Source organism: Burkholderia sp. HI2761 (assembly GCF_002223355.1).
In the GTDB taxonomy this organism is placed as follows: Bacteria; Pseudomonadota; Gammaproteobacteria; order Burkholderiales; family Burkholderiaceae; genus Burkholderia.
This window is the reverse complement of record NZ_NKFN01000004.1, coordinates 506,352-526,195: the sequence shown is the minus strand read 5'-3', so window position 1 is coordinate 526,195 and position 19,844 is coordinate 506,352. Positions and strand designations below refer to the sequence as shown.

Annotated in this window: 18 protein-coding genes; 2 read left to right on the top strand and 16 right to left on the bottom strand. The window is 65.1% G+C overall.

All coding sequences use genetic code 11. The features are described 5' to 3' along the window. Positions 1 to 60 precede the first annotated feature (60 nt). The 16 genes from cysM to gyrA form a co-directional block, all read right to left on the bottom strand. Positions 61 to 963: a cysteine synthase CysM gene (cysM, locus tag CFB46_RS09095; RefSeq protein WP_089499802.1), complete on the bottom strand. Its 903-nt coding sequence runs from the start codon at positions 961 to 963 to the stop codon at positions 61 to 63. Between the two features lie 214 nt (positions 964 to 1,177). After that, positions 1,178 to 1,528, bottom strand: coding sequence for a ComEA family DNA-binding protein (locus CFB46_RS09090; protein ID WP_089499801.1), 351 nt, complete (start codon positions 1,526 to 1,528; stop codon positions 1,178 to 1,180). Between the two features lie 74 nt (positions 1,529 to 1,602). After that, a complete protein-coding gene (gene rfaD, locus CFB46_RS09085) occupies positions 1,603 to 2,595 on the bottom strand; it encodes an ADP-glyceromanno-heptose 6-epimerase (RefSeq protein ID WP_027783869.1) in 993 nt (330 codons plus the stop codon). A 63-nt stretch (positions 2,596 to 2,658) separates the two neighbouring features. Beyond that, positions 2,659 to 3,609 carry a D-glycero-beta-D-manno-heptose-7-phosphate kinase gene (gene rfaE1 / locus CFB46_RS09080; RefSeq protein WP_089499800.1) on the bottom strand — a complete coding sequence of 317 codons (951 nt, stop codon included), beginning with the start codon at positions 3,607 to 3,609 and terminating at the stop codon, positions 2,659 to 2,661. Between the two features lie 7 nt (positions 3,610 to 3,616). Further along, entirely contained in the window at positions 3,617 to 5,017 is a 1,401-nt protein-coding gene (locus CFB46_RS09075) for a UDP-glucose dehydrogenase family protein (protein WP_089499799.1), read from the bottom strand. Positions 5,018 to 5,106: 89 nt separating this feature from the next. Then, positions 5,107 to 6,279 (bottom strand): lipopolysaccharide assembly protein LapB, encoded by a 1,173-nt coding sequence (gene lapB, locus CFB46_RS09070; protein WP_089499798.1) that lies wholly within the window; start codon positions 6,277 to 6,279, stop codon positions 5,107 to 5,109. Positions 6,280 to 6,332: 53 nt separating this feature from the next. Further along, complete coding sequence (locus CFB46_RS09065; RefSeq protein WP_012328123.1) at positions 6,333 to 6,626, bottom strand: lipopolysaccharide assembly protein LapA domain-containing protein; 294 nt, start codon at positions 6,624 to 6,626, stop codon at positions 6,333 to 6,335. A 209-nt stretch (positions 6,627 to 6,835) separates the two neighbouring features. Next, entirely contained in the window at positions 6,836 to 7,159 is a 324-nt protein-coding gene (locus tag CFB46_RS09060; protein ID WP_006486894.1) for an integration host factor subunit beta, read from the bottom strand. 22 nt (positions 7,160 to 7,181) lie between these two features. Next, positions 7,182 to 8,894, bottom strand: a complete 1,713-nt coding sequence (gene rpsA, locus CFB46_RS09055; RefSeq protein WP_027783866.1) for a 30S ribosomal protein S1 — start codon at positions 8,892 to 8,894, stop codon at positions 7,182 to 7,184. Positions 8,895 to 9,035: 141 nt separating this feature from the next. Further along, positions 9,036 to 9,722, bottom strand: a complete 687-nt coding sequence (gene cmk, locus CFB46_RS09050; protein ID WP_006476573.1) for a (d)CMP kinase — start codon at positions 9,720 to 9,722, stop codon at positions 9,036 to 9,038. 13 nt (positions 9,723 to 9,735) lie between these two features. Beyond that, positions 9,736 to 11,040 carry a 3-phosphoshikimate 1-carboxyvinyltransferase gene (aroA, locus tag CFB46_RS09045; RefSeq protein ID WP_089499797.1) on the bottom strand — a complete coding sequence of 435 codons (1,305 nt, stop codon included), beginning with the start codon at positions 11,038 to 11,040 and terminating at the stop codon, positions 9,736 to 9,738. Positions 11,041 to 11,053: 13 nt separating this feature from the next. Next, on the bottom strand, positions 11,054 to 11,980 hold the full coding sequence (locus tag CFB46_RS09040) for a prephenate dehydrogenase (protein WP_027783864.1): 927 nt from the start codon (positions 11,978 to 11,980) through the stop codon (positions 11,054 to 11,056). Positions 11,981 to 12,166: 186 nt separating this feature from the next. Continuing rightward, on the bottom strand, positions 12,167 to 13,249 hold the full coding sequence (gene pheA, locus CFB46_RS09035; RefSeq protein WP_027783863.1) for a prephenate dehydratase: 1,083 nt from the start codon (positions 13,247 to 13,249) through the stop codon (positions 12,167 to 12,169). Between the two features lie 33 nt (positions 13,250 to 13,282). Further along, the gene (gene serC, locus CFB46_RS09030) at positions 13,283 to 14,365 is read right to left on the bottom strand and encodes a 3-phosphoserine/phosphohydroxythreonine transaminase (protein WP_089499796.1); all 1,083 of its coding nucleotides are present in this window, start codon (positions 14,363 to 14,365) and stop codon (positions 13,283 to 13,285) included. A gap of 155 nt (positions 14,366 to 14,520) precedes the next feature. Further along, the gene (locus CFB46_RS09025) at positions 14,521 to 15,120 is read right to left on the bottom strand and encodes a DUF2059 domain-containing protein (RefSeq protein ID WP_027783861.1); all 600 of its coding nucleotides are present in this window, start codon (positions 15,118 to 15,120) and stop codon (positions 14,521 to 14,523) included. An 83-nt stretch (positions 15,121 to 15,203) separates the two neighbouring features. Beyond that, positions 15,204 to 17,807: a DNA gyrase subunit A gene (gene gyrA / locus CFB46_RS09020; protein ID WP_027783860.1), complete on the bottom strand. Its 2,604-nt coding sequence runs from the start codon at positions 17,805 to 17,807 to the stop codon at positions 15,204 to 15,206. Positions 17,808 to 18,317: 510 nt separating this feature from the next. On the opposite strand from gyrA, the gene ompA reads away from it, so the two are divergent. Both ompA and ubiG read left to right on the top strand, forming a co-directional pair. Beyond that, complete coding sequence (gene ompA, locus CFB46_RS09015; protein ID WP_006476579.1) at positions 18,318 to 18,986, top strand: outer membrane protein OmpA; 669 nt, start codon at positions 18,318 to 18,320, stop codon at positions 18,984 to 18,986. A 152-nt stretch (positions 18,987 to 19,138) separates the two neighbouring features. Next, positions 19,139 to 19,837, top strand: a complete 699-nt coding sequence (gene ubiG / locus CFB46_RS09010) for a bifunctional 2-polyprenyl-6-hydroxyphenol methylase/3-demethylubiquinol 3-O-methyltransferase UbiG (RefSeq protein ID WP_089499795.1) — start codon at positions 19,139 to 19,141, stop codon at positions 19,835 to 19,837. The last annotated feature ends 7 nt before the right edge of the window (positions 19,838 to 19,844 follow it).

Here is a 19,844-nt window from a genome sequence, read left to right as displayed (position 1 = left end):
AGAAAAAACGCCGCGGAAGCGGCGTTTTTTTATCGATGCGCGAATCGCGCACTCTCTCGCTCAGGCGGGGAACACGCCCGTGGACAGGTAGCGGTCGCCGCGATCGCAGACGATGAACACGATCGTCGCGTTCTCGACCTGACGCGCGATGCGCATCGCGACTTCGCATGCGCCGCCCGACGAAATGCCCGCGAAGATGCCTTCGACCGCCGCGAGCCGGCGCGTCATCGTTTCCGACGCGGCCTGACTCACGTTCTCGACGCGGTCGATGCGGCTGCGATCGAAGATGGTCGGCATGTACGCTTCCGGCCACTTGCGGATGCCGGGAATACGCGAGCCGTCTTCCGGCTGCGCACCGACGATCTCGATCGCCGGATTCTGTTCCTTCAGGTAGCGCGACGTGCCCATGATCGTGCCCGTCGTGCCCATGGCGGACACGAAGTGCGTGATGCGCCCTTCGGTATCGCGCCAGATCTCCGGCCCCGTTCCTTCGTAGTGCGCGACGGGATTGTCGGGGTTGCCGAACTGATCGAGGATCACGCCCTTGCCTTCGCGCTGCATCTGCTCCGCGAGGTCGCGCGCCAGCTCCATCCCGCCCTTCACCGGCGTCAGGATGATTTCGGCGCCATAAGCCGCCATGCTCTGGCGGCGCTCGACCGACAGATCCTCCGGCATGACCAGCACCATCTTGTAGCCGCGGATCGCCGCGGCCATCGCGAGCGCGATGCCCGTGTTGCCGCTCGTCGCCTCGATCAGCGTATCGCCCGGCTTGATGCGCCCGCGCGCCTCGGCCTTGCTGATCATCGACAGCGCCGGGCGATCCTTCACGGAACCGGCCGGATTGTTGCCCTCGAGCTTCGCGAGCACCACGTTGTTGCGGGCACGAATCTCGTCGTCCGGCAGGCGGACCAGTTGCACGAGCGGCGTATTGCCGATCGTGTCTTCGATAGTTTTGTAAGCCATGGATATACCGTGAGTACGAGGCCGATCAATCGGTCGATTGTAAACCAGCACCGGCACGCGCGCCGGCAACCCCATTGCAACGATGGAATACGCGTGCCGCGCGGGTCGCGATCGCCGCGCATGCCGCCCCACGCAAAAAAACCCGCGGCATGCCGCGGGAAGCCGTCGCAACGACGGCGACTGAAGGAGCCGTTTGTCGGGTACGCGCGACCCGTTATTTCTGCGCGGTGCGAGCCGGTGCGGCGGCAGGTTTCGCTGCCGCCGGCTTGCCTGCGGCCGACGGCGTCGTGCCCGCGGCGGCGGCGGCCGCGCCGATCGTCAACCCTTCCTCCTGAAGCCGCGCGACGGTATGCCCGCCCATGCCCTTCACGCGCGTGGCGAGATCGTCCGCATTCCTGAACGGCCCGTGTGCGCCGCGCTCGTCGAGAATCGCCTTCGCCCGCGCCGGACCGATGCCCTTGATGCCGACGAGCGCATCCTCGTTCGCCGTGTTGACGTCGACGGCAGCCCAGGCCGACGCCACTGCGCCGAGCATGACCGCTGCGGCAAACCATTTCCTGATCATGTGCTGGATCTCCGAAGAAAAACGGCCGGCGGCTGCCGACCGTGAGACCCAGTCTATCGATGCAACGCGCCGGTTTAAACCTGGCCGGATAGCCAACGGACGTAGCGGTCGACGCCTTCCTGCACGGTCAGGAACGGTGCGTCGTAGCCGGCCGCGCGCAGTTTCGTCTGGTCGGCCTGGGTGAAGCACTGGTACTTGCCGCGCAGCGCATCGGGGAACGGCACGTATTCGATCAACCCCTGCTCGACCTGCTGCGCGAGCGTCAGCGGCGGCTGGTTGTCGAGCGCGCGCAGCGTGTTCACGACCGTCGACGCGATATCGTTGAACGGTTGCGCCCGGCCCGTGCCGAGATTGAAGATGCCCGACTTCTCCGGATGATCGAAGAAGAACAGGTTCACCTTGGTCACGTCCTCGACGGACACGAAATCGCGCGTCTGCTCGCCCGGCGCATAACCGTTGTACTCGCCGAACAGCTTCACCTTGCCTTCGGCGCGGAACTGGTTGAAGTTGTGGAACGCGACCGACGCCATGCGGCCCTTGTGCGTCTCGCGCGGGCCGTACACGTTGAAATAGCGGAAGCCCGCGATCTGGCTCTTCGCGCTCGGCAGCACGCGACGGATCACCTGGTCGAACAGGAACTTCGAATAGCCGTACACGTTCAGCGGCGCCTCGACGTCGCGTTCCTCGACGAAACGCGTCGAGCCGCCGTAGATCGCGGCCGACGATGCATACAGGAACTGCGTGCCCCGCGCGAGGCAGGTATCGAGCACCGCGCGGCTGTAGCGGAAGTTGTTGTCCATCATGTAGCGGCCGTCGGTTTCCATCGTGTCCGAACAGGCGCCTTCATGAAATACCGCGCGTACCTTGCCGAAATCGCCGCGCGCGAAGCGTTCGACGAATTCGGTCTTGTCGAGATAATCGTCGATCTCGCAGTCGACGAGATTGCGGAACTTGTCCGCGCGCGTCAGGTTGTCGACCGCGATGATGCGCGTCTCGCCGCGCTCGTTGAGCGCCTTGACGATGTTCGCGCCGATAAAACCGGCCGCGCCGGTGACGATGAGGGTCATGATCGTCCTGCCTGAAAAGTGCGAGCCACTCGGGCGGCGCGCTCGTCGCGCCGCCGAATGCGCTCAGTGAAACAGTTCGTCGTAGTCCACCGTGGCCGTGCCGAGCTTGCCGACCACGATGCCTGCCGCGCGATTCGCGAGCACCACGGCGTCGACGAGCGGCACACCGGCGCCGAGCATCGTCGCGACCGTCGCGATCACGGTGTCACCCGCGCCCGACACGTCGAACACTTCGCGCGCGAGCGCCGGCGCATGCAGTTCGCCGCCCGCGGAAAAGAGCGTCATGCCCTCTTCCGAACGCGTGAGCAGCAACGCGTCGATGCCGAGCTCCGCACGCAGATTCGCGACGCGCGCGCGCAGGTCGTCTTCCGATTTCCACTGCCCGACCACCTCGCGCAGTTCGGCGCGATTCGGCGTGATCAGCGATGCGCCGCGATAGCGTGCCCAGTCGTCGCCCTTCGGGTCGACCAGAACCGCCTTGCCGGCCGCACGCGCCTTCTCGATCATCGTCGTGACGTGGGTGAGACCGCCTTTCGCGTAATCCGACATCAGCACGACGTCGTGCTGCGGCAGCAGCGCATCGAAGCGCGCGAGCCCCGCGAGCAACACCTCGTGCGTCGGCATCGCCTCGAAGTCGACGCGCAGCAGCTGCTGCTGGCGCGCGAGTACGCGCAGCTTGATCGTGGTCGGCAAGGCCGGATCGCGCTCGAGATGCGGCGTCACGCCGCTGCTGCCGAGCAGCTCGACGATCCGCTCGCCGGGCTCGTCGCAACCGACCACGCACAGCAGCCCAGCCTGGCCGCCGAGCGTCACGGCATTGCGCGCGACGTTGGCCGCGCCGCCGAGCCGCTCTTCCTGACGCTGCACGTGCACCACCGGCACCGGCGCTTCAGGCGAAATGCGATCGACGTTGCCGAACCAGTAGCGGTCGAGCATCACGTCGCCGACGACGAGCACACGCGAGCGCGCAAGTTGCTCGCGCGGCACCGGAACGATTTCGCGAAGAGTATTCATCGTACGTTCAGCCACGGGAGAACGACTGGGGATCGACATACGGCCGGCCGATCGCGTAGTAGTCGATGCCCAGTTCGGCCATCGCGTCCGGCTCGTACAGGTTGCGCCCGTCGAAGATCACCGGCGCCTTGAGTTCGGCCTTCAGGCGCGTGAAATCGGGGCTGCGGAATTCCTTCCACTCGGTCACGATCACGAGTGCGTCCGCGCCCGTGACCGCGACGTCCTGCGTGTCGACGAGATGCAGTCGCGCCAGCACGTCCGCATCGTCGCCGAAATCCAGCGCGAACACGCGCCGCGCTTCGTCGACGGCGACCGGATCGTAGGCGCGCACGGTCGCACCGCGTTCGAGCAGCGCGGCGATCAGGCGGCGGCTGGGCGCCTCGCGCATGTCGTCGGTGTTCGGCTTGAACGCCAGGCCCCAGACCGCGAACTCGCGCCCGGTCAGGTCGGCGCCGAAGCGCTGCTCGATCTTGCCGATCAGCACGTCCTTCTGGGCATGGTTGGCGGCCTCGACGGCCTCCAGGATGCGCAGCGGCTGGCCGTTCTCGCCCGCGGTGCGGATCAGCGCCTGCACGTCCTTCGGGAAGCACGAGCCGCCGTAGCCGACGCCGGCGTACAGGAAGTGATAGCCGATGCGCGGATCGGAGCCGATCCCACGGCGCACGGCCTCGATGTCGGCGCCGACCTTGTCGGCGAGATTCGACATCTCGTTCATGAACGAGATGCGCGTCGCAAGCATCGCGTTCGCCGCATATTTCGCGAATTCGGCCGAACGCACGTCCATGTAGATCGTGCGCTCGTGGTTGCGGTTGAACGGCGCATAGAGCTTCTTCATCTTCTCGCGCGCGATCGTGCCCGTCTCGTCGTCGTCGACGCCGATGATGATCCGGTCCGGGCGCATGAAGTCCTCGACCGCCGCGCCTTCCTTCAGGAATTCCGGGTTCGACACGACCGAGAAGCGATGCGCGACGCTGCCCGCGAGCCCGCGTGCGGCAAGCGCCTCGTCGACCACGCCGTGCACGCGCCGCGCGGTGCCGACCGGCACCGTCGACTTGTCGACGATCACCTTGAAGCCCGTCATGTGGCGGCCGATGTTGCGCGCGGCCTCGAGCACGTACTGCAGGTCGGCCGAGCCGTCCTCGTCGGGCGGCGTGCCGACCGCGATGAACTGGATCTCGCCGTGCGCGACGCTCGCCTCGATGTCCGTCGAGAAACGCAGGCGCCCCGCCGTGCGGTTGCGCGCGATGATGTCGAGCAGCCCCGGTTCGTGAATCGGCATCCCGCCGTTGTTCAGGATGTCGATCTTGCGCGGATCGACGTCGAGACAAAAGACGTCGTGACCGATCTCCGCGAGGCAGGCGCCCGTGACGAGGCCGACATAGCCGGTGCCGATGATGGTGATTTTCATAGATGTTCCGGTACTTCCCGGTAATTGACTAACTTGGCCGCCGGGACGAGCCCGCCGGCAACCGCGGCGCGTCGGCTCCGCGGCCGGGATCAGCCCGGCATCGCAGGTTCGACGCGGCGCGGCGCATAGGTTTCCCAGCCGCTGCATCCGGGGCACTGCCAGTAGAAGAGCCGTGCCCGGAAACCGCAATTCTGGCACGTATACCGTGGCAGATTTTTCGTGCGCTGCTTGATCAGCGCAAGCATCATTTCAAGTTCCTTACGGCGCGGTTCCTCGGCCGCCGCGATCTGCGCATCGAGCAGGTGCAGCATTCCCGACAGGTTCGGCGATTTTTCCATCTGCGTGCGCGCGAGCGTGTGCGCCGCATCCTGGCCGCGCAGCCCCGCGATATGCTGATAGGCGATGTCGAGCAGGTCGTTCGACGGATAACGATCGACGTACCCCATCAGCAGCTCGGCGCCTTCGACGTTCTTGCCGAGCGCGACGTACGCCTTCATCAGCTTGTCGGCCACGAGGGGCAGATAGGCCGGATTCTGCGCTTCGACGCGCTTCCAGTGCTCGATCGCGGCCGCGTGGTCGCCCGCCGCTTCCGCCGCGTCGCCAGACAGAACCGTCGCACGGACGTTCTGCGGATTCACGGTCAGCGCGAGCCGCAGTTGCTCCGCGGCCGCGGCTGCATTCTTGCGCTGCAGCGCGTCCTGCGCGAGTTCGCAGTGAAACTGCGCGATTTCGATGCCGAGCGGCTTGTCGCTCATCGACTCGATGCGCTTCGCCGTATCGATCGACTTGTTCCAGTCCTTCTCGATCTCGTAGATCGTCAGCAGCGCCCGCTGTGCGCCGAGCGCGTAGTCGCCGTCCGCGAGCTTGTGGAATGCCTCTTCCGCGCGATCCAGCAAGCCGGCTTTCAGGAAATCCTGGCCCAGTTCGTACAGCGCGTGGTCGCGCTCGTTGACCGGCAGGTCGGTGCGGCTCAGCAGGTTCTGGTGCACGCGGATCGCGCGGTCGGTCTCGCCGCGACGGCGAAACAGGTTGCCGAGCGCGAAGTGCAGCTCGACCGTTTCGGGATCGAGCTTGGCCACCTCGATGAACGCATCGATCGCCTTGTCGGGTTGTTCGTTCAACAGAAAATTCAGGCCGCGGAAATAAGAACGCGGCAGGTTGGCACTCTCCGACAGGAGATTCTTCAGGTCATAGCGTGACGCCGCCCAACCGAGCGCGAACGCGACCGGAATCGCGAGCAACCACCAGAAATCCAGATCCATGCGAAATATCGAAGCAGAGACGAAAACCGCGCGATGATCGCGCGGCGTCCGGGTTAAATGACGGGCGGCATCGGCGGCTGGTCGATGACGGCAGGCGTTTCACGCGCCGCGCGCAGATCGCGCTTCAAACGCCCGTTCTCGAGGCGCAGGCGAAAGATCGAAGGCAGCGCGGACAGCAGGCCGGCCAGCAGCCCCACGGCGAAGAATGCCAGGCCGATCAGGATCAGCGGCGCTTGCCATGCGTAGCCGGCAACGAAATTCAGCGTCGCGGTTTGCGTATTGGCCAGCGCAAGCACCAGCAGCAGGACGAACACCAATACCCGGATCAGCCAGACGATAAACTTCATGAAGCCCTCTCTTTGTTGAGGTTTGCCGCGGCGCGCGACTCCCCTTCGTCGCACCGAATCGACCCGTATTGTAAAGGAAGCGTTTCCGCGGCTGCGCACATCCTGTGCGCGGCGTTGCGCATCGGTTGCCGGAAATGAAAAAAGCGCCCGCAAGGGGCGCTTTTCTTTTCAGCCTTCGCCGGACAGGTTCCGGGCACACCGAACGACGCTCAACGCTCGTCGTCCGGATCGTCAGCCTTCAGCGGCTCACCGGCGCGGCCGTCGACGCGTTCACGCAATTCCTTGCCAGGTTTGAAGTGCGGCACGAACTTCTCGGGCACCTGCACTTTCTCCCCCGACTTCGGGTTGCGTCCGACGCGCGCCGGGCGACGATTGAGGCCAAAGCTGCCGAAACCCCGAATTTCAATGCGATGCCCTTTCGCCAGGGCGTCGGACATCGCATCGAGCATCGTTTTCACCGCGAAATCCGCATCCTTGAGGACAAGTTGCGGAAATCGCGATGCCAGCTGCGCGACCAACTCGGATTTGGTCATACTTCAGCAGACCTCGTAAGGCTTACTGGTTCTGGCCGTCGAGCTTCGCCTTCAGCAGCGCGCCGAGGTTGGTCGTACCGGTCGCAGCAGCGCTGGAGTCCGACTGCAGGCCGCGGATCGCTTCCTGTTGTTCGGCCGAATCCTTCGCCTTGATCGACAGGTTGATGCCGCGCGACTTGCGATCGATGTTGATCACCATCGCGTTGACCTTGTCGCCTTCCTTCAGCACGTTGCGTGCGTCTTCGACGCGATCCTGCGAGATTTCCGACGCGCGCAGGTAGCCTTCGATGTCGCCCGTCAGCGTGATGACCGCACCCTTCGCATCGACCGTCTTCACGACGCCGTCGACGAGCGAGCCCTTGTCGTTCATTGCAACGTAGTTGCTGAACGGGTCGCCTTCGAGCTGCTTGATGCCGAGCGAAATACGCTCCTTCTCGACGTCGATACCGAGCACGATTGCCTCGACTTCGTCGCCCTTCTTGTACTTGCGAACGGCTTCTTCGCCGGCTTCGCTCCACGACAGGTCCGACAGGTGGACCAGGCCGTCGATGCCGCCCGGCAGACCGATGAACACGCCGAAGTCGGTGATCGACTTGATTGCGCCCGTGATCTTGTCGCCCTTCTTGAAGTTGCGGCTGAAGTCATCCCACGGATTCGGCTTGCACTGCTTCATGCCGAGGCTGATACGGCGGCGGTCTTCGTCGATCTCGAGGACCATGACTTCGACTTCGTCGCCCAGCTGGACAACCTTCGACGGCGCGACGTTCTTGTTGGTCCAGTCCATTTCCGACACGTGGACGAGGCCTTCGATGCCCGATTCCACTTCGACGAATGCGCCGTAGTCGGTGATGTTCGTGACCTTGCCGAACAGGCGCGTGCCCGACGGGTAACGGCGCGAGATGCCTTCCCACGGATCGTCGCCCAGTTGCTTGATGCCCAGCGAGACGCGGTTCTTCTCTTGGTCGAACTTGAGGATCTTCGCGGTGACTTCCTGGCCAACCGACAGGACTTCGCTCGGGTGACGCACACGACGCCATGCGATGTCGGTGATGTGCAGCAGGCCGTCGATGCCGCCGAGGTCGACGAACGCGCCGTAATCGGTGATGTTCTTGACCACGCCGTTGACGATCGCGCCTTCCTTCAGCGTCTCGAGCAGCTTCGCGCGCTCTTCGCCTTGCGTTGCTTCGATCACTGCACGACGCGACAGCACGACGTTGTTACGCTTGCGATCGAGCTTGATCACGCGGAACTCGAGCGTCTTGCCTTCGTACGGGGTCGTGTCCTTGACCGGACGCGTGTCGACCAGCGAACCCGGCAGGAATGCGCGGATGCCGTTGACCATCACGGTCATGCCGCCCTTCACCTTGCCGGTGATCGTGCCGGTGACGAGCTCGTTGTTGTCGAGCGCCTTTTCCAGCGACAGCCACGATGCAAGGCGCTTCGCCTTGTCGCGCGACAGGATCGTGTCGCCGTAGCCGTTTTCGAGTGCGTCGATCGCGACGGACACGAAGTCGCCCGACTGCACCTCAACCTCGCCCTGATCGTTCAGGAATTCCTCGATCGGAATGTAAGCCTCGGACTTCAGGCCTGCATTGACGACCACGAAGTTGTGGTCGACGCGCACGACTTCGGCGGAAATCACTTCGCCGGCGCGCATGTCTTGGCGGGTCAGCGACTCTTCGAACAGAGCCGCAAAGGATTCGGTATTCGGGGTGGAGGTTTGCAGGTCGGACATAAAAATCTGATTGTGCATGGCTCGCTGTGCCACGCCGGCCGGAATGGCAGGCTGAAAGGGCCAGATCGAAGACCACACGGGGTTAAGGGTTCGAAACACGCTCCGCGCTTAGACGCGGAGCACCTACCGCTGCCCGCCTTCTCAGGCGGGCTGGCCGAGCGCCCGGTACCACTGCAGCACCTGATCGACGGCTTCATCGACCGAAAGTGCCGACGTATCGAGCAGCTTGGCATCTGCCGCAGGCTTCAGCGGCGCGGCCGCGCGATTGCTGTCGCGCGCGTCACGTTCACGAAGATCCCGGAGCAAGTCATCTATATTAGCAGAAAAACCTTTTTGCATCAATTGCTTATGCCGCCTGGTCGCGCGTGCCTCGGCGCTGGCCGTCAGGAACACCTTCAGCACGGCGTCCGGGAAGATCACGGTGCCCATGTCGCGCCCGTCCGCCACGAGGCCCGGCGTCTTGCGGAACGCGCGCTGACGCGCGACGAGCGCGGTGCGCACGGGGCCGTGCACGGCAATGGCCGACGCGCGGTTACCGACCGCTTCGGCACGAATGTCGTTCGACACGTCGACGCCGTCGAGCTGCGCGCAACCTTCGCGGAACGTGATGTGCAGATCGTCGATCAGCTTCACAAGCGCGTCGATGTCCTCCGCCGCGATGCCGTAGCGCACGCTCGCGAGCGCCGCGAGCCGGTACAGCGCGCCGCTGTCGAGCAGGTGAAAGCCGAGGTGGGCGGCGACGAGCGCCGCGACGGTGCCCTTGCCGGAAGCGGTCGGGCCGTCGATCGTAATGACGGGAGTCGGGTGAAAGGGTCGGGTCGATTTCATCGGAACAGTCGGCTCAGGCCTTGGCGAGCGCGGCGAAGCGGTCGAAATAGTCGGGGAACGTCTTGCCGACGCACTTCGGATCGTTGATCCGCACGGGCACGCCGCCCAGACTGACGAGCGAGAAGCACATCGCCATCCGGTGATCGTCGTACGTATCGATCGCCGCGTTCGGCGTGAGCGTTTCCGGCGGCGTGACGACGAGATAGTCGGGACCTTCCTCGACGATCGCGCCGACCTTGCGCAGCTCGGTCGCCATCGCGGCGATGCGGTCCGTTTCCTTCACGCGCCAGCTCGCGATGTTGCGCAGCGTGCTCGTGCCGCTCGCGAACAGCGCCGCGACCGCGATGGTCATCGCCGCGTCGGGAATCAGGTTGAAGTCCATGTCGATCGGCTCGAGCTTGCCGTGATCGTGGCCGATGCCGCGCACGTCGATCCAGTCGTCGCCCATCGTCACGTTCGCGCCCATCTGCATCAGCGCGTTCGCGAAGCCGACGTCGCCCTGGATGCTCGCCCGTCCCACGCCCTCGACCCGCAGCGGGCCGCCGCCCAGCGCGCCGGCCGCGAGGAAGTACGACGCGGACGACGCGTCGCCCTCGACCATGATCCGCCCCGGCGAGCGGTAGCGGACGCCGGCCGGCACGACGAAGCGCTGCCAGCCGTCGCGCTCGACGGTCACGCCGAAGCGCTCCATCAGCCGGATCGTGATGTCGATGTACGGCTTCGAGATCAGCTCGCCGTCGACTTCGACGACGGTCCGGCCGTCCTTCGCCTTCACGAGCGGCAGCGTCATCAGCAGCGCGGTGAGGAACTGGCTCGACACGTCGCCGCGCACGCGGATCGGCGCATCGACCGAGATCGTCGCGGGCTTGATCCGCAGCGGCGGGTAGCCTTCGTTCTGCTCGTAGTCGATCTGCGCGCCGATCTGGCGCAAGCCGTCGACGAGATCGCCGATCGGCCGCTCGTGCATGCGCGGCACGCCGTGCACGCGGTAGTCGCCGCCGTTCACCGCGAGCGCGGCGGTCAGCGGCCGAACGGCCGTGCCGGCGTTGCCGAGGAACAGGTCGGCCGTCTTCGCGGTGAACGCGCCGCGCGTGCCGGCGACGACACAGGTGTCGCCGTCGCGCGCGAGCTTCACGCCGAGCTTGCCGAGTGCATCGAGCATCACGCGCGTGTCGTCGGAGTCGAGCAGGTTGGTGATCGTCGTTTCGCCTTCGGCGAGCGCCGCGAGCAGCAGCACGCGGTTCGAAATGCTCTTCGAGCCGGGCAGGCGCACGGTGCCCGATGCGCTGGAGTACGGGCCGAGATCGAGGTAGTCCATGGGAATCGTCCTGTTATTTCTTGACCGGTTCGGCAGCGGGCGTGCCGCCGCGTTCCTGCCATGCCTTGCGCGCGGCGCGCGAGCGCGTGAATACGGCCTCGAGCGCCGCGCCGTCGCCGGCGTCGATCGCCGCGCGCAACCGCGTGAGCACGCGCGTGTAGCCGTCGAGTTCGTCGAGCAGCGCCGCGCGGTTCGCGACGCACACGTCGCGCCACATTTCCGGGTTCGACGCTGCGATGCGCGTGAAATCGCGAAAACCGCCGGCCGCGTACGAGAATTTCAGTTCCGCGTCGGCCTCGCCGAGAATCTGCTCGACGAGCGCGAACGACAGCACGTGCGGCAGATGGCTGATCGACGCGAATACGCGATCGTGCTGTTCGGTGCTCATCGTGCGCACGTCGGCGCCGGTCGCGCGCCACATCGCGTCGATCCGGGCCGCCGCTTCGGGTGCGTTCTCCGGCAGCGGGCACAGCACGACGTTGCGGCCGACGTAGAGGTCGGGCAACGCAGCCTCGACGCCGCTCGACTCGCGCCCGGCGATCGGATGACCGGGCACGAACTGCGCGATCCGCGCGCCGAGCGCGTCGCGCGCAGCCGCGACGACATCGGACTTGGTGCTGCCCGCATCGGTGACGATCGTCGCGCCGTCGAGCCACGGCGCGATGCGCGCGAGCAACGGGCCCGTCTGTGCGACGGGCGCGGCCAGCAAGACGAGATCGGCGCCGGCAAGGGCGTCGCGCACCTGCGCGTCGTCGTCGAGCGCCGCCGCGCGGTCGATCACGCCGAGCGCGCGCGCGCGCTCGACCGACGCACGCGAACGGCCGACGCCGACGATCTCGCCCGCGCCGCCCGGCGCGCGCTCGCGCAGCGCGCGGGCCAGCGATCCGCCGATCAGGCCGACGCCGAAGATGACCAGTTTGTTGAATGCAAAGCCTGACACGACAAGAGCCAAGTTACGCATGCGGAACGATGCCCCGCATGCGGAATTCCAGATTCCGGGCAACGGGCCCGCACCCGGCGCAACCTGCACCGGATACCGCCCGCACCCGCCTTCGGCAGCGCCGACCGGCCTGCCCTGCCCGCCCGGCCGCCACGCCTGCGCAAGCAGGCGATGGGCCGCCGCCCGTCAGCGTGCGCGTGGATACGAACCGAGTATCTTCAGGAACGCGGCCTTCTGGCCGAGTTCCGCCAGCGCGGCCGCCACCGCCGCATCGTCGCGATGCCCTTCGATGTCGATGTAGAAGTAGTACTCCCACGTGCCGACGCGCGCCGGACGCGACTCGAAGCGCGTCATCGACACGCCGTGCCGCGCGAGCGGCTCGAGCAGCTTGAACACGGCGCCCGGCTCGTTCTTCACCGACACGATCAGCGACGTCTGGTCGTGACCGCTCTGGCCGGCCGGCTGCTTGCCGACGATCACGAAGCGCGTGCGGTTGTGCGGATCGTCCTGGATCAGCGAGAACGCGATCTGCAGGCCGTAATGCGCGGCCGCGCGGTCGCCCGCGATCGCCGCGACGGTCGGATCGGCCGCTGCAAGGCGCGCGGCCTCCGCGTTGCTCGCCACGGCCTGCCGCTCGAGCTGCGGCGCATTCGCCGCGAGCCACTGCTGGCATTGCGCGAGCGCCTGCGCATGCGCGCAGACACGCTTCACGCCGTCGAGCGTACCGCTCTGCGTGAGCAGGTTGTGATGGATCGGCAGCGCGAGCTCGCCGCTGATCACCAGTTGGGTCTGCAGCAGCAGGTCGAGCGTGCGCGATACGGCGCCTTCGGTAGAATTCTCGACCGGCGCGATACCGAATGCGGACGCCCCGGCTTCGACCGAGCGGAACACCTCGTCGATCGACGGGCACGGCAGCCCTTCGATCGACTGGCCGAAATACTCGAGCATCGCCTGTTCGCTATACGTGCCGACCGGCCCGAGGAACGCGACGTGGATCGTCTGCTCGAGCGCGCGGCTCGCCGCCATGATCTCGCGCCAGATGGCGCTGATGTGCTCGCCCGCGAGCGGCCCGGCGCTCATGTCCTGCAGCCGCGCGATCACCTGCAGCTCGCGCTCCGGCCGGAACACCGGCGCATTGAAATGCTTCTTGACCTCGCCCACCTCCAGCGCCACCGCGGCGCGCTGGTTCAGGAGCGCGATCAGCTGCGCGTCGATCGCGTCGATGCGGTCGCGCAGCGGTTTCAGGCGGGAATTCAGTTCGTCGTCCATGCGTTTTGCCGTGCTGTTTGAACAGCGCCGCCGTCAGGCGCCGCGCTGCTCGAAATCCTTCATGTACTCGACGAGCGCCTTCACGCCCTCGAGCGGCACCGCGTTGTAGATCGACGCCCGCATGCCGCCGACGGACTTGTGGCCCTTCAGCTGCAGCAGCCCGCGCGCCTTTGCGCCGGCAAGGAAGTCTTCGTTGCGCGTTTCGTCGGCCAGGAAAAACGGCACGTTCATCCGCGAACGTGCTGCCGGCTCGACCTTGTTCAGATAGAAACTGCTCGCGTCGATCGTGTCGTAGAGCAGCTTCGATTTTTCGATATTGCGGGCCTCGATCGCTTCGAGACCGCCCTGCCGCTTCAGCCACTGGAACACGAGGCCCGCGATGTAGATCGCGTAGGTGGGCGGCGTGTTGTACAGCGAGTTGTTCGCGGCGATGGTCTTCCATTCGAACGCGGACGGGCAGATCGACAGCGCGCGATCGAGCAGATCCTCGCGCACGATCACGACCGTCACGCCGGCCATTCCGATATTCTTCTGCGCGCCGCCGAACAGCACGCCGTACTTCGCGACGTCCATCGGGCGCGACAGGATGTGCGACGAGACATCGGCGACCAGCGGCACGTCGCCGAGATCGGGGATCTCGAACGTCTCGACACCGTCGATCGTCTCGTTGGTGCACAGATGCACGTAGGCGGGATCGTCCGACAGTTGCCATTCGGCGTGCGCGGGCGCACGCGTGAAGCCGTCCTCCGTCTTGCCGGTCGCGGCCAGATGCGGCGTGCAGAACTTCTTCGCCTCGCCGAACGATTTCTGCGACCACGAACCCGTCACGACGAAGTCGGCCGTCTTGCGCGAGCCGAGCAGGTTCATCGGCACGATCGCGTTTTCCGCGATGCCGCCGCCCTGCAGGAACAGGATCCGGTGGCTCGCCGGCACGCCGAGCAGGTCGCGCAGGTCGGTCAGCGCGGCCTCGTGGATCGACATGAACTCCTTGCCGCGATGGCTCATCTCCATCACGCTCATGCCGCTGCCGTGACAGTCGAGCATTTCGTCGGCGGCCTGCCGCAGCACTTCCTCGGGCATCGCCGCGGGGCCGGCGGAGAAATTAAAGACGCGCATCGTGAAAACCTCGGGAGGGACGCGACCGGCTCGCCGCCGGCAAAACGCGCCAGAAAAGAAATGGCCGCTTGCGCTCGCGCGCAAACGGCCATTATCGCACTGTCGTCAGGCTCCCGCCAAACCCGGCCGAACGGCCGGGGGCGTGCCCGGACAGCTTACTTGCCCGGCTTGACTGCTGCGACTTCCTTGTCAGCCTGCGTACGCGTTGCCTGGATCGCTTGCGGCATGTACTTCTGCATCAGGCCGTTGACCACGTCGCGACCGACCTGATCCTGAACCTGGATGAACTTGCGGCCCGTCGGGCTCTTGTAGAACGTCGTCAGATCCTTGATCTCCGACGTGCTGTAGTACTTCGCGTATGCGTCGTACTGAGCCGACATCGCGTCGCTCTGGAACTGTTGCGTGCCGAACACCTTGCCTGCGCCGTCGACCAGCTTCGGCACCGCGTTCTTCTGCAGCGTCGGAACGGCAGCCTGCTTCTGCTTGTCGTTCAGCGACTTGTTTTCCGACAGCGCGTCCGACAGGATCGCCGGCACGAGCTGCTTGGCCTGCATTTCGGCGCTGTTGCCGATTGCCGACACGAGCTTCGGCGCGTCGATCGCGTCGAGCAGATCCTTGATCGCTGCCTTCTTGTCGGCGTCGATCGGCGCAGCTGCCGCCGGAGCAGCCGGTGCGGAATTCGACAGCGCCTGCGCCATCGCGAACGTCGGCACCAGTGCAGCCAGCAGAACCAGTTGCTTGAATTGCTTTTGCATCATCACTCCCTTTTGGAAATATGAATGGTTGCTCGCCGGCCGCGGCGCTTTTCGCCCGCGGCGGCCAGAGTCTCATCCGTTCTTCAGGCTTCGCCGTCCGACGCCTCGTCGGCTTCGCCCTCTCCCTCTTCGGCCTCCGCGACCTGCTGCAGGCCAGAGAGCTTGGTACCCTCATCGAGACTGATGAGTGTAACACCTTGCGTGGCGCGCCCCATCTCGCGTATCTCGGAAACACGGGTGCGAATCAACACGCCGGCCGTGGTGATCAGCATGATCTGATCCTCGGCGTCGACGAGCGTGGCGGCCACGACCTTGCCGTTGCGCTCGGACGTCTGGATCGCGATCATGCCCTTCGTGCCGCGGCCGTGACGCGTGTACTCGGTGATCGGCGTGCGCTTGCCGTAGCCGTTCTCGGTTGCGGTGAGCACGGTCTGCTCCTCGCTGCCCGCGACCAGCATCGCGATGACCTGCTGCCCCTCCTCGAGCTGCATGCCGCGCACGCCGCGCGCCTCGCGCCCCATCGGACGCACGTCGTTCTCGTCGAAACGCACGGCCTTGCCGGAGTCGGAGAACAGCATCACGTCGTGCGCGCCGTCGGTGATCGACGCACCGATCAGGTAGTCGCCATCGTCGAGGCCGACCGCGATGATGCCCTTCTTCAGCGGGCGGCTGAATGCTTCGAGCGGCGTCTTCTTCACGGTGCCGAGCGACGTCGCCATGAAGATGAACTTGTCGGCCGAGAATTCCTTGACCGGCAGCACGACGTTGATCTTCTCGCCTTCCTGCAGCGGGAACATGTTGACGATCGGGCGGCCGCGCGAGTTGCGCGAGCCCTGCGGCACTTCATAGACCTTGACCCAGTACACGCGGCCGCGGTTCGAGAAGCAGAGGATGTAGTCGTGCGTGTTCGCGATGAAGAGCGTCTCGATCCAGTCGTCTTCCTTCATCTGCGTGGCCTGCTTGCCGCGACCGCCGCGCTTCTGCGCGCGGTACTCGGACAGCGGCTGCGACTTCACGTAGCCCGCATGCGACATCGTGACGACCATGTCCTGCGGCGTGATCAGATCCTCGGTGTTCAGCTCGGTCGCGTTCAGCTCGATCTTCGAGCGGCGCGCGTCGCCGAATTCGGCCTTCACCGAGGTCAGCTCCTCGCCGATCATCGTCGTGATCCGCTCGGGGCGCGCGAGGATGTCCAGCAGGTCGGCGATCTGTGCCATCACTTCGCGGTACTCGCCGATGATCTTGTCCTGCTCGAGGCCGGTCAGGCGCTGCAGACGCATCTGCAGGATTTCCTGCGCCTGCGTGTCGGACAGACGGTACAGCCCGTCGGTCTGCATCCCGAACGCCGGGTTCAGGCCTTCCGGACGGTACGCGGAACGGCCGCCGGCCGCCGCGTTCTCGCTCTCGGCGCGCGTCAGCATCTCGCGCACGAGCGACGAATCCCACGGCTTCGCCATCAATTCCTGCTTCGCGATCGGCGGCGTCGGCGCGGCCTTGATGATCGCGATGAACTCGTCGATGTTCGCGAGCGCGACCGCGAGACCTTCGAGCACGTGGCCGCGTTCGCGGGCCTTGCGCAGTTCGTAGATCGTGCGACGCGTCAGCACTTCGCGTCGATGCGACAGGAAGCACTGCAGGATTTCCTTCAGGTTCAGCAGCTTCGGCTGGCCGTCGACGAGCGCGACCATGTTCATGCCGAACGTGTCCTGAAGCTGCGTCGCCTTGTACAGGTTGTTCAGCACCACTTCCGGCACTTCGCCGCGCTTGAGCTCGATCACGACGCGCATGCCGCTCTTGTCGGACTCGTCGCGGATGTCGGAAATGCCTTCGAGCTTCTTCTCGTTGACGAGCTCGGCGATCCGCTCGAGCAGCGAGCGCTTGTTCACCTGGTACGGCAGCTCGTCGACGATGATCGCCATCCGCTGGCCGCGGTCGATCTCCTCGAAGTGCGTGGCCGCGCGCATCACGACGCGGCCGCGCCCGGTGCGGTAGCCGTCGCGCACGCCGGCGACGCCGTAGATGATGCCGGCCGTCGGGAAGTCCGGCGCCGGGATGATCTCGATCAGCTCGTCGATCGTCGCCTCCGGGTTGCCGAGCAGATGCTGGCACGCGTCGACGACTTCGTTCAGGTTGTGCGGCGGGATGTTGGTCGCCATGCCGACCGCGATGCCCGACGAGCCGTTGATCAGCAGGTTCGGAATACGCGACGGCAGGACCGACGGCTGCGTTTCGTTGCCGTCGTAGTTCGGCTCGAAATCGACCGTTTCCTTGTCGATGTCGGCGAGCAGTTCGTGACCGATCTTCGCCATGCGAATTTCGGTGTAACGCATCGCCGCGGCATTGTCGCCGTCGATCGAGCCAAAGTTGCCCTGCCCGTCGATCAGCATGTAGCGCAGCGAGAAGTCCTGCGCCATCCGCACGATCGTGTCGTAGACCGCGGTATCGCCGTGAGGGTGATATTTACCGATCACGTCACCGACGATACGCGCCGATTTCTTGTACGCGCGGTTCCAGTCGTTGTTCAGTTCGTGCATCGCGAACAATACGCGCCGGTGCACGGGCTTCAGGCCATCGCGGACATCCGGAAGGGCACGTCCGACGATCACGCTCATCGCGTAATCGAGATACGAACGGCGCATTTCCTCCTCGAGGGAGGTGGGCAGGGTCTCTTTGGCGAATTGATCCATGTATCCGTATCGTTTCGGAGCGAAGACGGCGAACGCCTTTCGCGTGGGCGCTGCAAGCGCAACGCAACGCGAGATTCTAACATGCGCCCATCAGCCGCCAATCCGCTCCCCCTCTATATGTAAACAGCAAAAATCGCTGCCGCGGCGAATCGGCCGAAATCGCACGCGATCCCATCCGCCCTCCTTCATGCGCGCGAGTAAACGACGGCGTGCATTTCGTGCGATTTCCCGGCCACGCTCTTGACAATTTCTAAAAGTTACGGCAGGGCGGTGTTGCGCATGCACCACAAAGTTGAAGCGATCTTGGGGTGGGGAGGATTTTTTTTCGTAGGAAGGGAACGATATGGCAAAATGCCAACGCACTGAAAGTTAGACGCTGCTCGAAGTCTACACAGAGCGGTGCCGCGTTTTTTGTGCCGCACCAATGTTATACTTCGAGCAATGTATGACTTGTCACCGTCAACAGGCTCGCAGTAAACCTGCGGTAATCTCAATTTCGAGAGGAGAAATATGAATAAACTTTCAAAGCTCGCGTTCATTGCAGCTACCGCAGTTATGGCTGCATCCGCTTCGGCACAGTCGGTGCCGGCGTCGCGTCAAGCCGTCAATGACAACTGGGTGAACGGCACGGGCGAATGGGTGTGGATGAACGGCACGAACGAGCTCTGCTGGCGTGACGCGTTCTGGACGCCGGCCACCGCCAACGCCAAGTGCGATGGCGCACTGGTCGCCCAGGCACCGCAGCCGCCGGTCGCTCCGGTCGCTCCGGCCATCACGAGCCAGAAGATCACGTATCAAGCCGACGCACTGTTCGACTTCGACAAGGCAACGCTCAAGCCGCTGGGCAAGCAAAAGCTGGACGAACTGGCTTCGAAGATCGAAGGCATGAACACGGAAGTGGTCGTCGCAACGGGCTACACGGACCGTATCGGTTCGGACAAGTACAACGACCGTCTGTCGCTGCGCCGTGCGCAAGCCGTGAAGTCGTACCTGGTCAGCAAGGGTGTGCCGGCCAACAAGATCTACACGGAAGGCAAGGGCAAGCGCAACCCGGTTACGACTGGCTGCAACCAGAAGAACCGCAAGCAACTCATCGCCTGCCTCGCACCGGATCGCCGCGTGGAAGTCGAAGTGGTTGGTACGCAGCAAGTGCAGAAGACGACCGTTCCGGCAAACTAAGCCGCGGTTCTCGACTGCTTCAAAGCCCCGCCCCGGCGGGGCTTTTTCATTGACGCGCGTCCAGGCGCTCGCTGGCCTCGCCGTCCGCCCGCTTATATACTCGGGGCTGACGCACCGAAGCATCGCCCTCCTCTCGTAGCCCGTTTGCCGACATGACCAACGCCGATCCGCACGAACTCCAGAAATTCAGCGACCTCGCCCACCGGTGGTGGGATCCGAATGCCGAATTCAAACCGCTGCACGACCTGAACCCGGTCCGGCTCGGCTGGATCGACGCGCATGCGCACCTGGCCGGCAAGCGCGCGCTCGACATCGGCTGCGGCGGCGGCATCCTGTCCGAATCGATGGCCGGGCTCGGCGCCCAGGTGAAAGGCATCGACCTGTCGACCGAAGCGCTCGGCGTTGCCGACCTGCACAGCCTCGAAAGCGGCATTTCGGTCGATTACGAGGCGATCGCCGCCGAAGCGATCGCCGCGCGCGAACCGGGCACCTACGACGTCGTCACGTGCATGGAGATGCTCGAGCACGTGCCGTCGCCCGGCGACATCGTGGCCGCGTGCGCGACGCTCGTGAAGCCGGGCGGCTGGGTGTTCTTCTCGACGCTGAACCGCAACCTGAAGTCTTACCTGTTCGCGGTGATCGGCGCGGAATACATCGCACAAATGCTGCCGAAGGGTACGCACGATTACGCCCGCTTCATCCGCCCGTCGGAACTGGCCGGCTTCGTACGAGCAACGGATCTGCACATCGTCGAGCTCAAGGGCATCACGTATCACCCGATCGGCAAGCGCTTCGCGCTGTCGAACGACACCGACATCAACTACCTCGTCGCGTGCCGCCGCGGCGCGTGACCCTCCG

What these genes read in the sequence shown, in the direction of transcription:
- pheA (WP_027783863.1), bottom strand. Translation starts at nt 13,249, where the DNA reads ATGGACGACGAACTGAATTCCCGCCTGAAACCGCTGCGCGACCGCATC.
- rpsA (WP_027783866.1), bottom strand. Translation starts at nt 8,894, where the DNA reads ATGTCCGACCTGCAAACCTCCACCCCGAATACCGAATCCTTTGCGGCT.
- CFB46_RS09075 (WP_089499799.1), bottom strand. Translation starts at nt 5,017, where the DNA reads ATGAAAATCACCATCATCGGCACCGGCTATGTCGGCCTCGTCACGGGC.
- cysM (WP_089499802.1), bottom strand. Translation starts at nt 963, where the DNA reads ATGGCTTACAAAACTATCGAAGACACGATCGGCAATACGCCGCTCGTG.
- ubiG (WP_089499795.1), top strand. Translation starts at nt 19,139, where the DNA reads ATGACCAACGCCGATCCGCACGAACTCCAGAAATTCAGCGACCTCGCC.
- aroA (WP_089499797.1), bottom strand. Translation starts at nt 11,040, where the DNA reads ATGGACTACCTCGATCTCGGCCCGTACTCCAGCGCATCGGGCACCGTG.
- gyrA (WP_027783860.1), bottom strand. Translation starts at nt 17,807, where the DNA reads ATGGATCAATTCGCCAAAGAGACCCTGCCCACCTCCCTCGAGGAGGAA.
- rfaD (WP_027783869.1), bottom strand. Translation starts at nt 2,595, where the DNA reads ATGACCCTCATCGTCACCGGCGCGGCCGGTTTTATCGGCGCGAACATC.
- serC (WP_089499796.1), bottom strand. Translation starts at nt 14,365, where the DNA reads ATGCGCGTCTTTAATTTCTCCGCCGGCCCCGCGGCGATGCCCGAGGAA.
- lapB (WP_089499798.1), bottom strand. Translation starts at nt 6,279, where the DNA reads ATGGATCTGGATTTCTGGTGGTTGCTCGCGATTCCGGTCGCGTTCGCG.
- CFB46_RS09065 (WP_012328123.1), bottom strand. Translation starts at nt 6,626, where the DNA reads ATGAAGTTTATCGTCTGGCTGATCCGGGTATTGGTGTTCGTCCTGCTG.
- CFB46_RS09060 (WP_006486894.1), bottom strand. Translation starts at nt 7,159, where the DNA reads ATGACCAAATCCGAGTTGGTCGCGCAGCTGGCATCGCGATTTCCGCAA.
- ompA (WP_006476579.1), top strand. Translation starts at nt 18,318, where the DNA reads ATGAATAAACTTTCAAAGCTCGCGTTCATTGCAGCTACCGCAGTTATG.
- CFB46_RS09090 (WP_089499801.1), bottom strand. Translation starts at nt 1,528, where the DNA reads ATGATCAGGAAATGGTTTGCCGCAGCGGTCATGCTCGGCGCAGTGGCG.
- cmk (WP_006476573.1), bottom strand. Translation starts at nt 9,722, where the DNA reads ATGAAATCGACCCGACCCTTTCACCCGACTCCCGTCATTACGATCGAC.
- rfaE1 (WP_089499800.1), bottom strand. Translation starts at nt 3,609, where the DNA reads ATGAATACTCTTCGCGAAATCGTTCCGGTGCCGCGCGAGCAACTTGCG.
- CFB46_RS09025 (WP_027783861.1), bottom strand. Translation starts at nt 15,120, where the DNA reads ATGCAAAAGCAATTCAAGCAACTGGTTCTGCTGGCTGCACTGGTGCCG.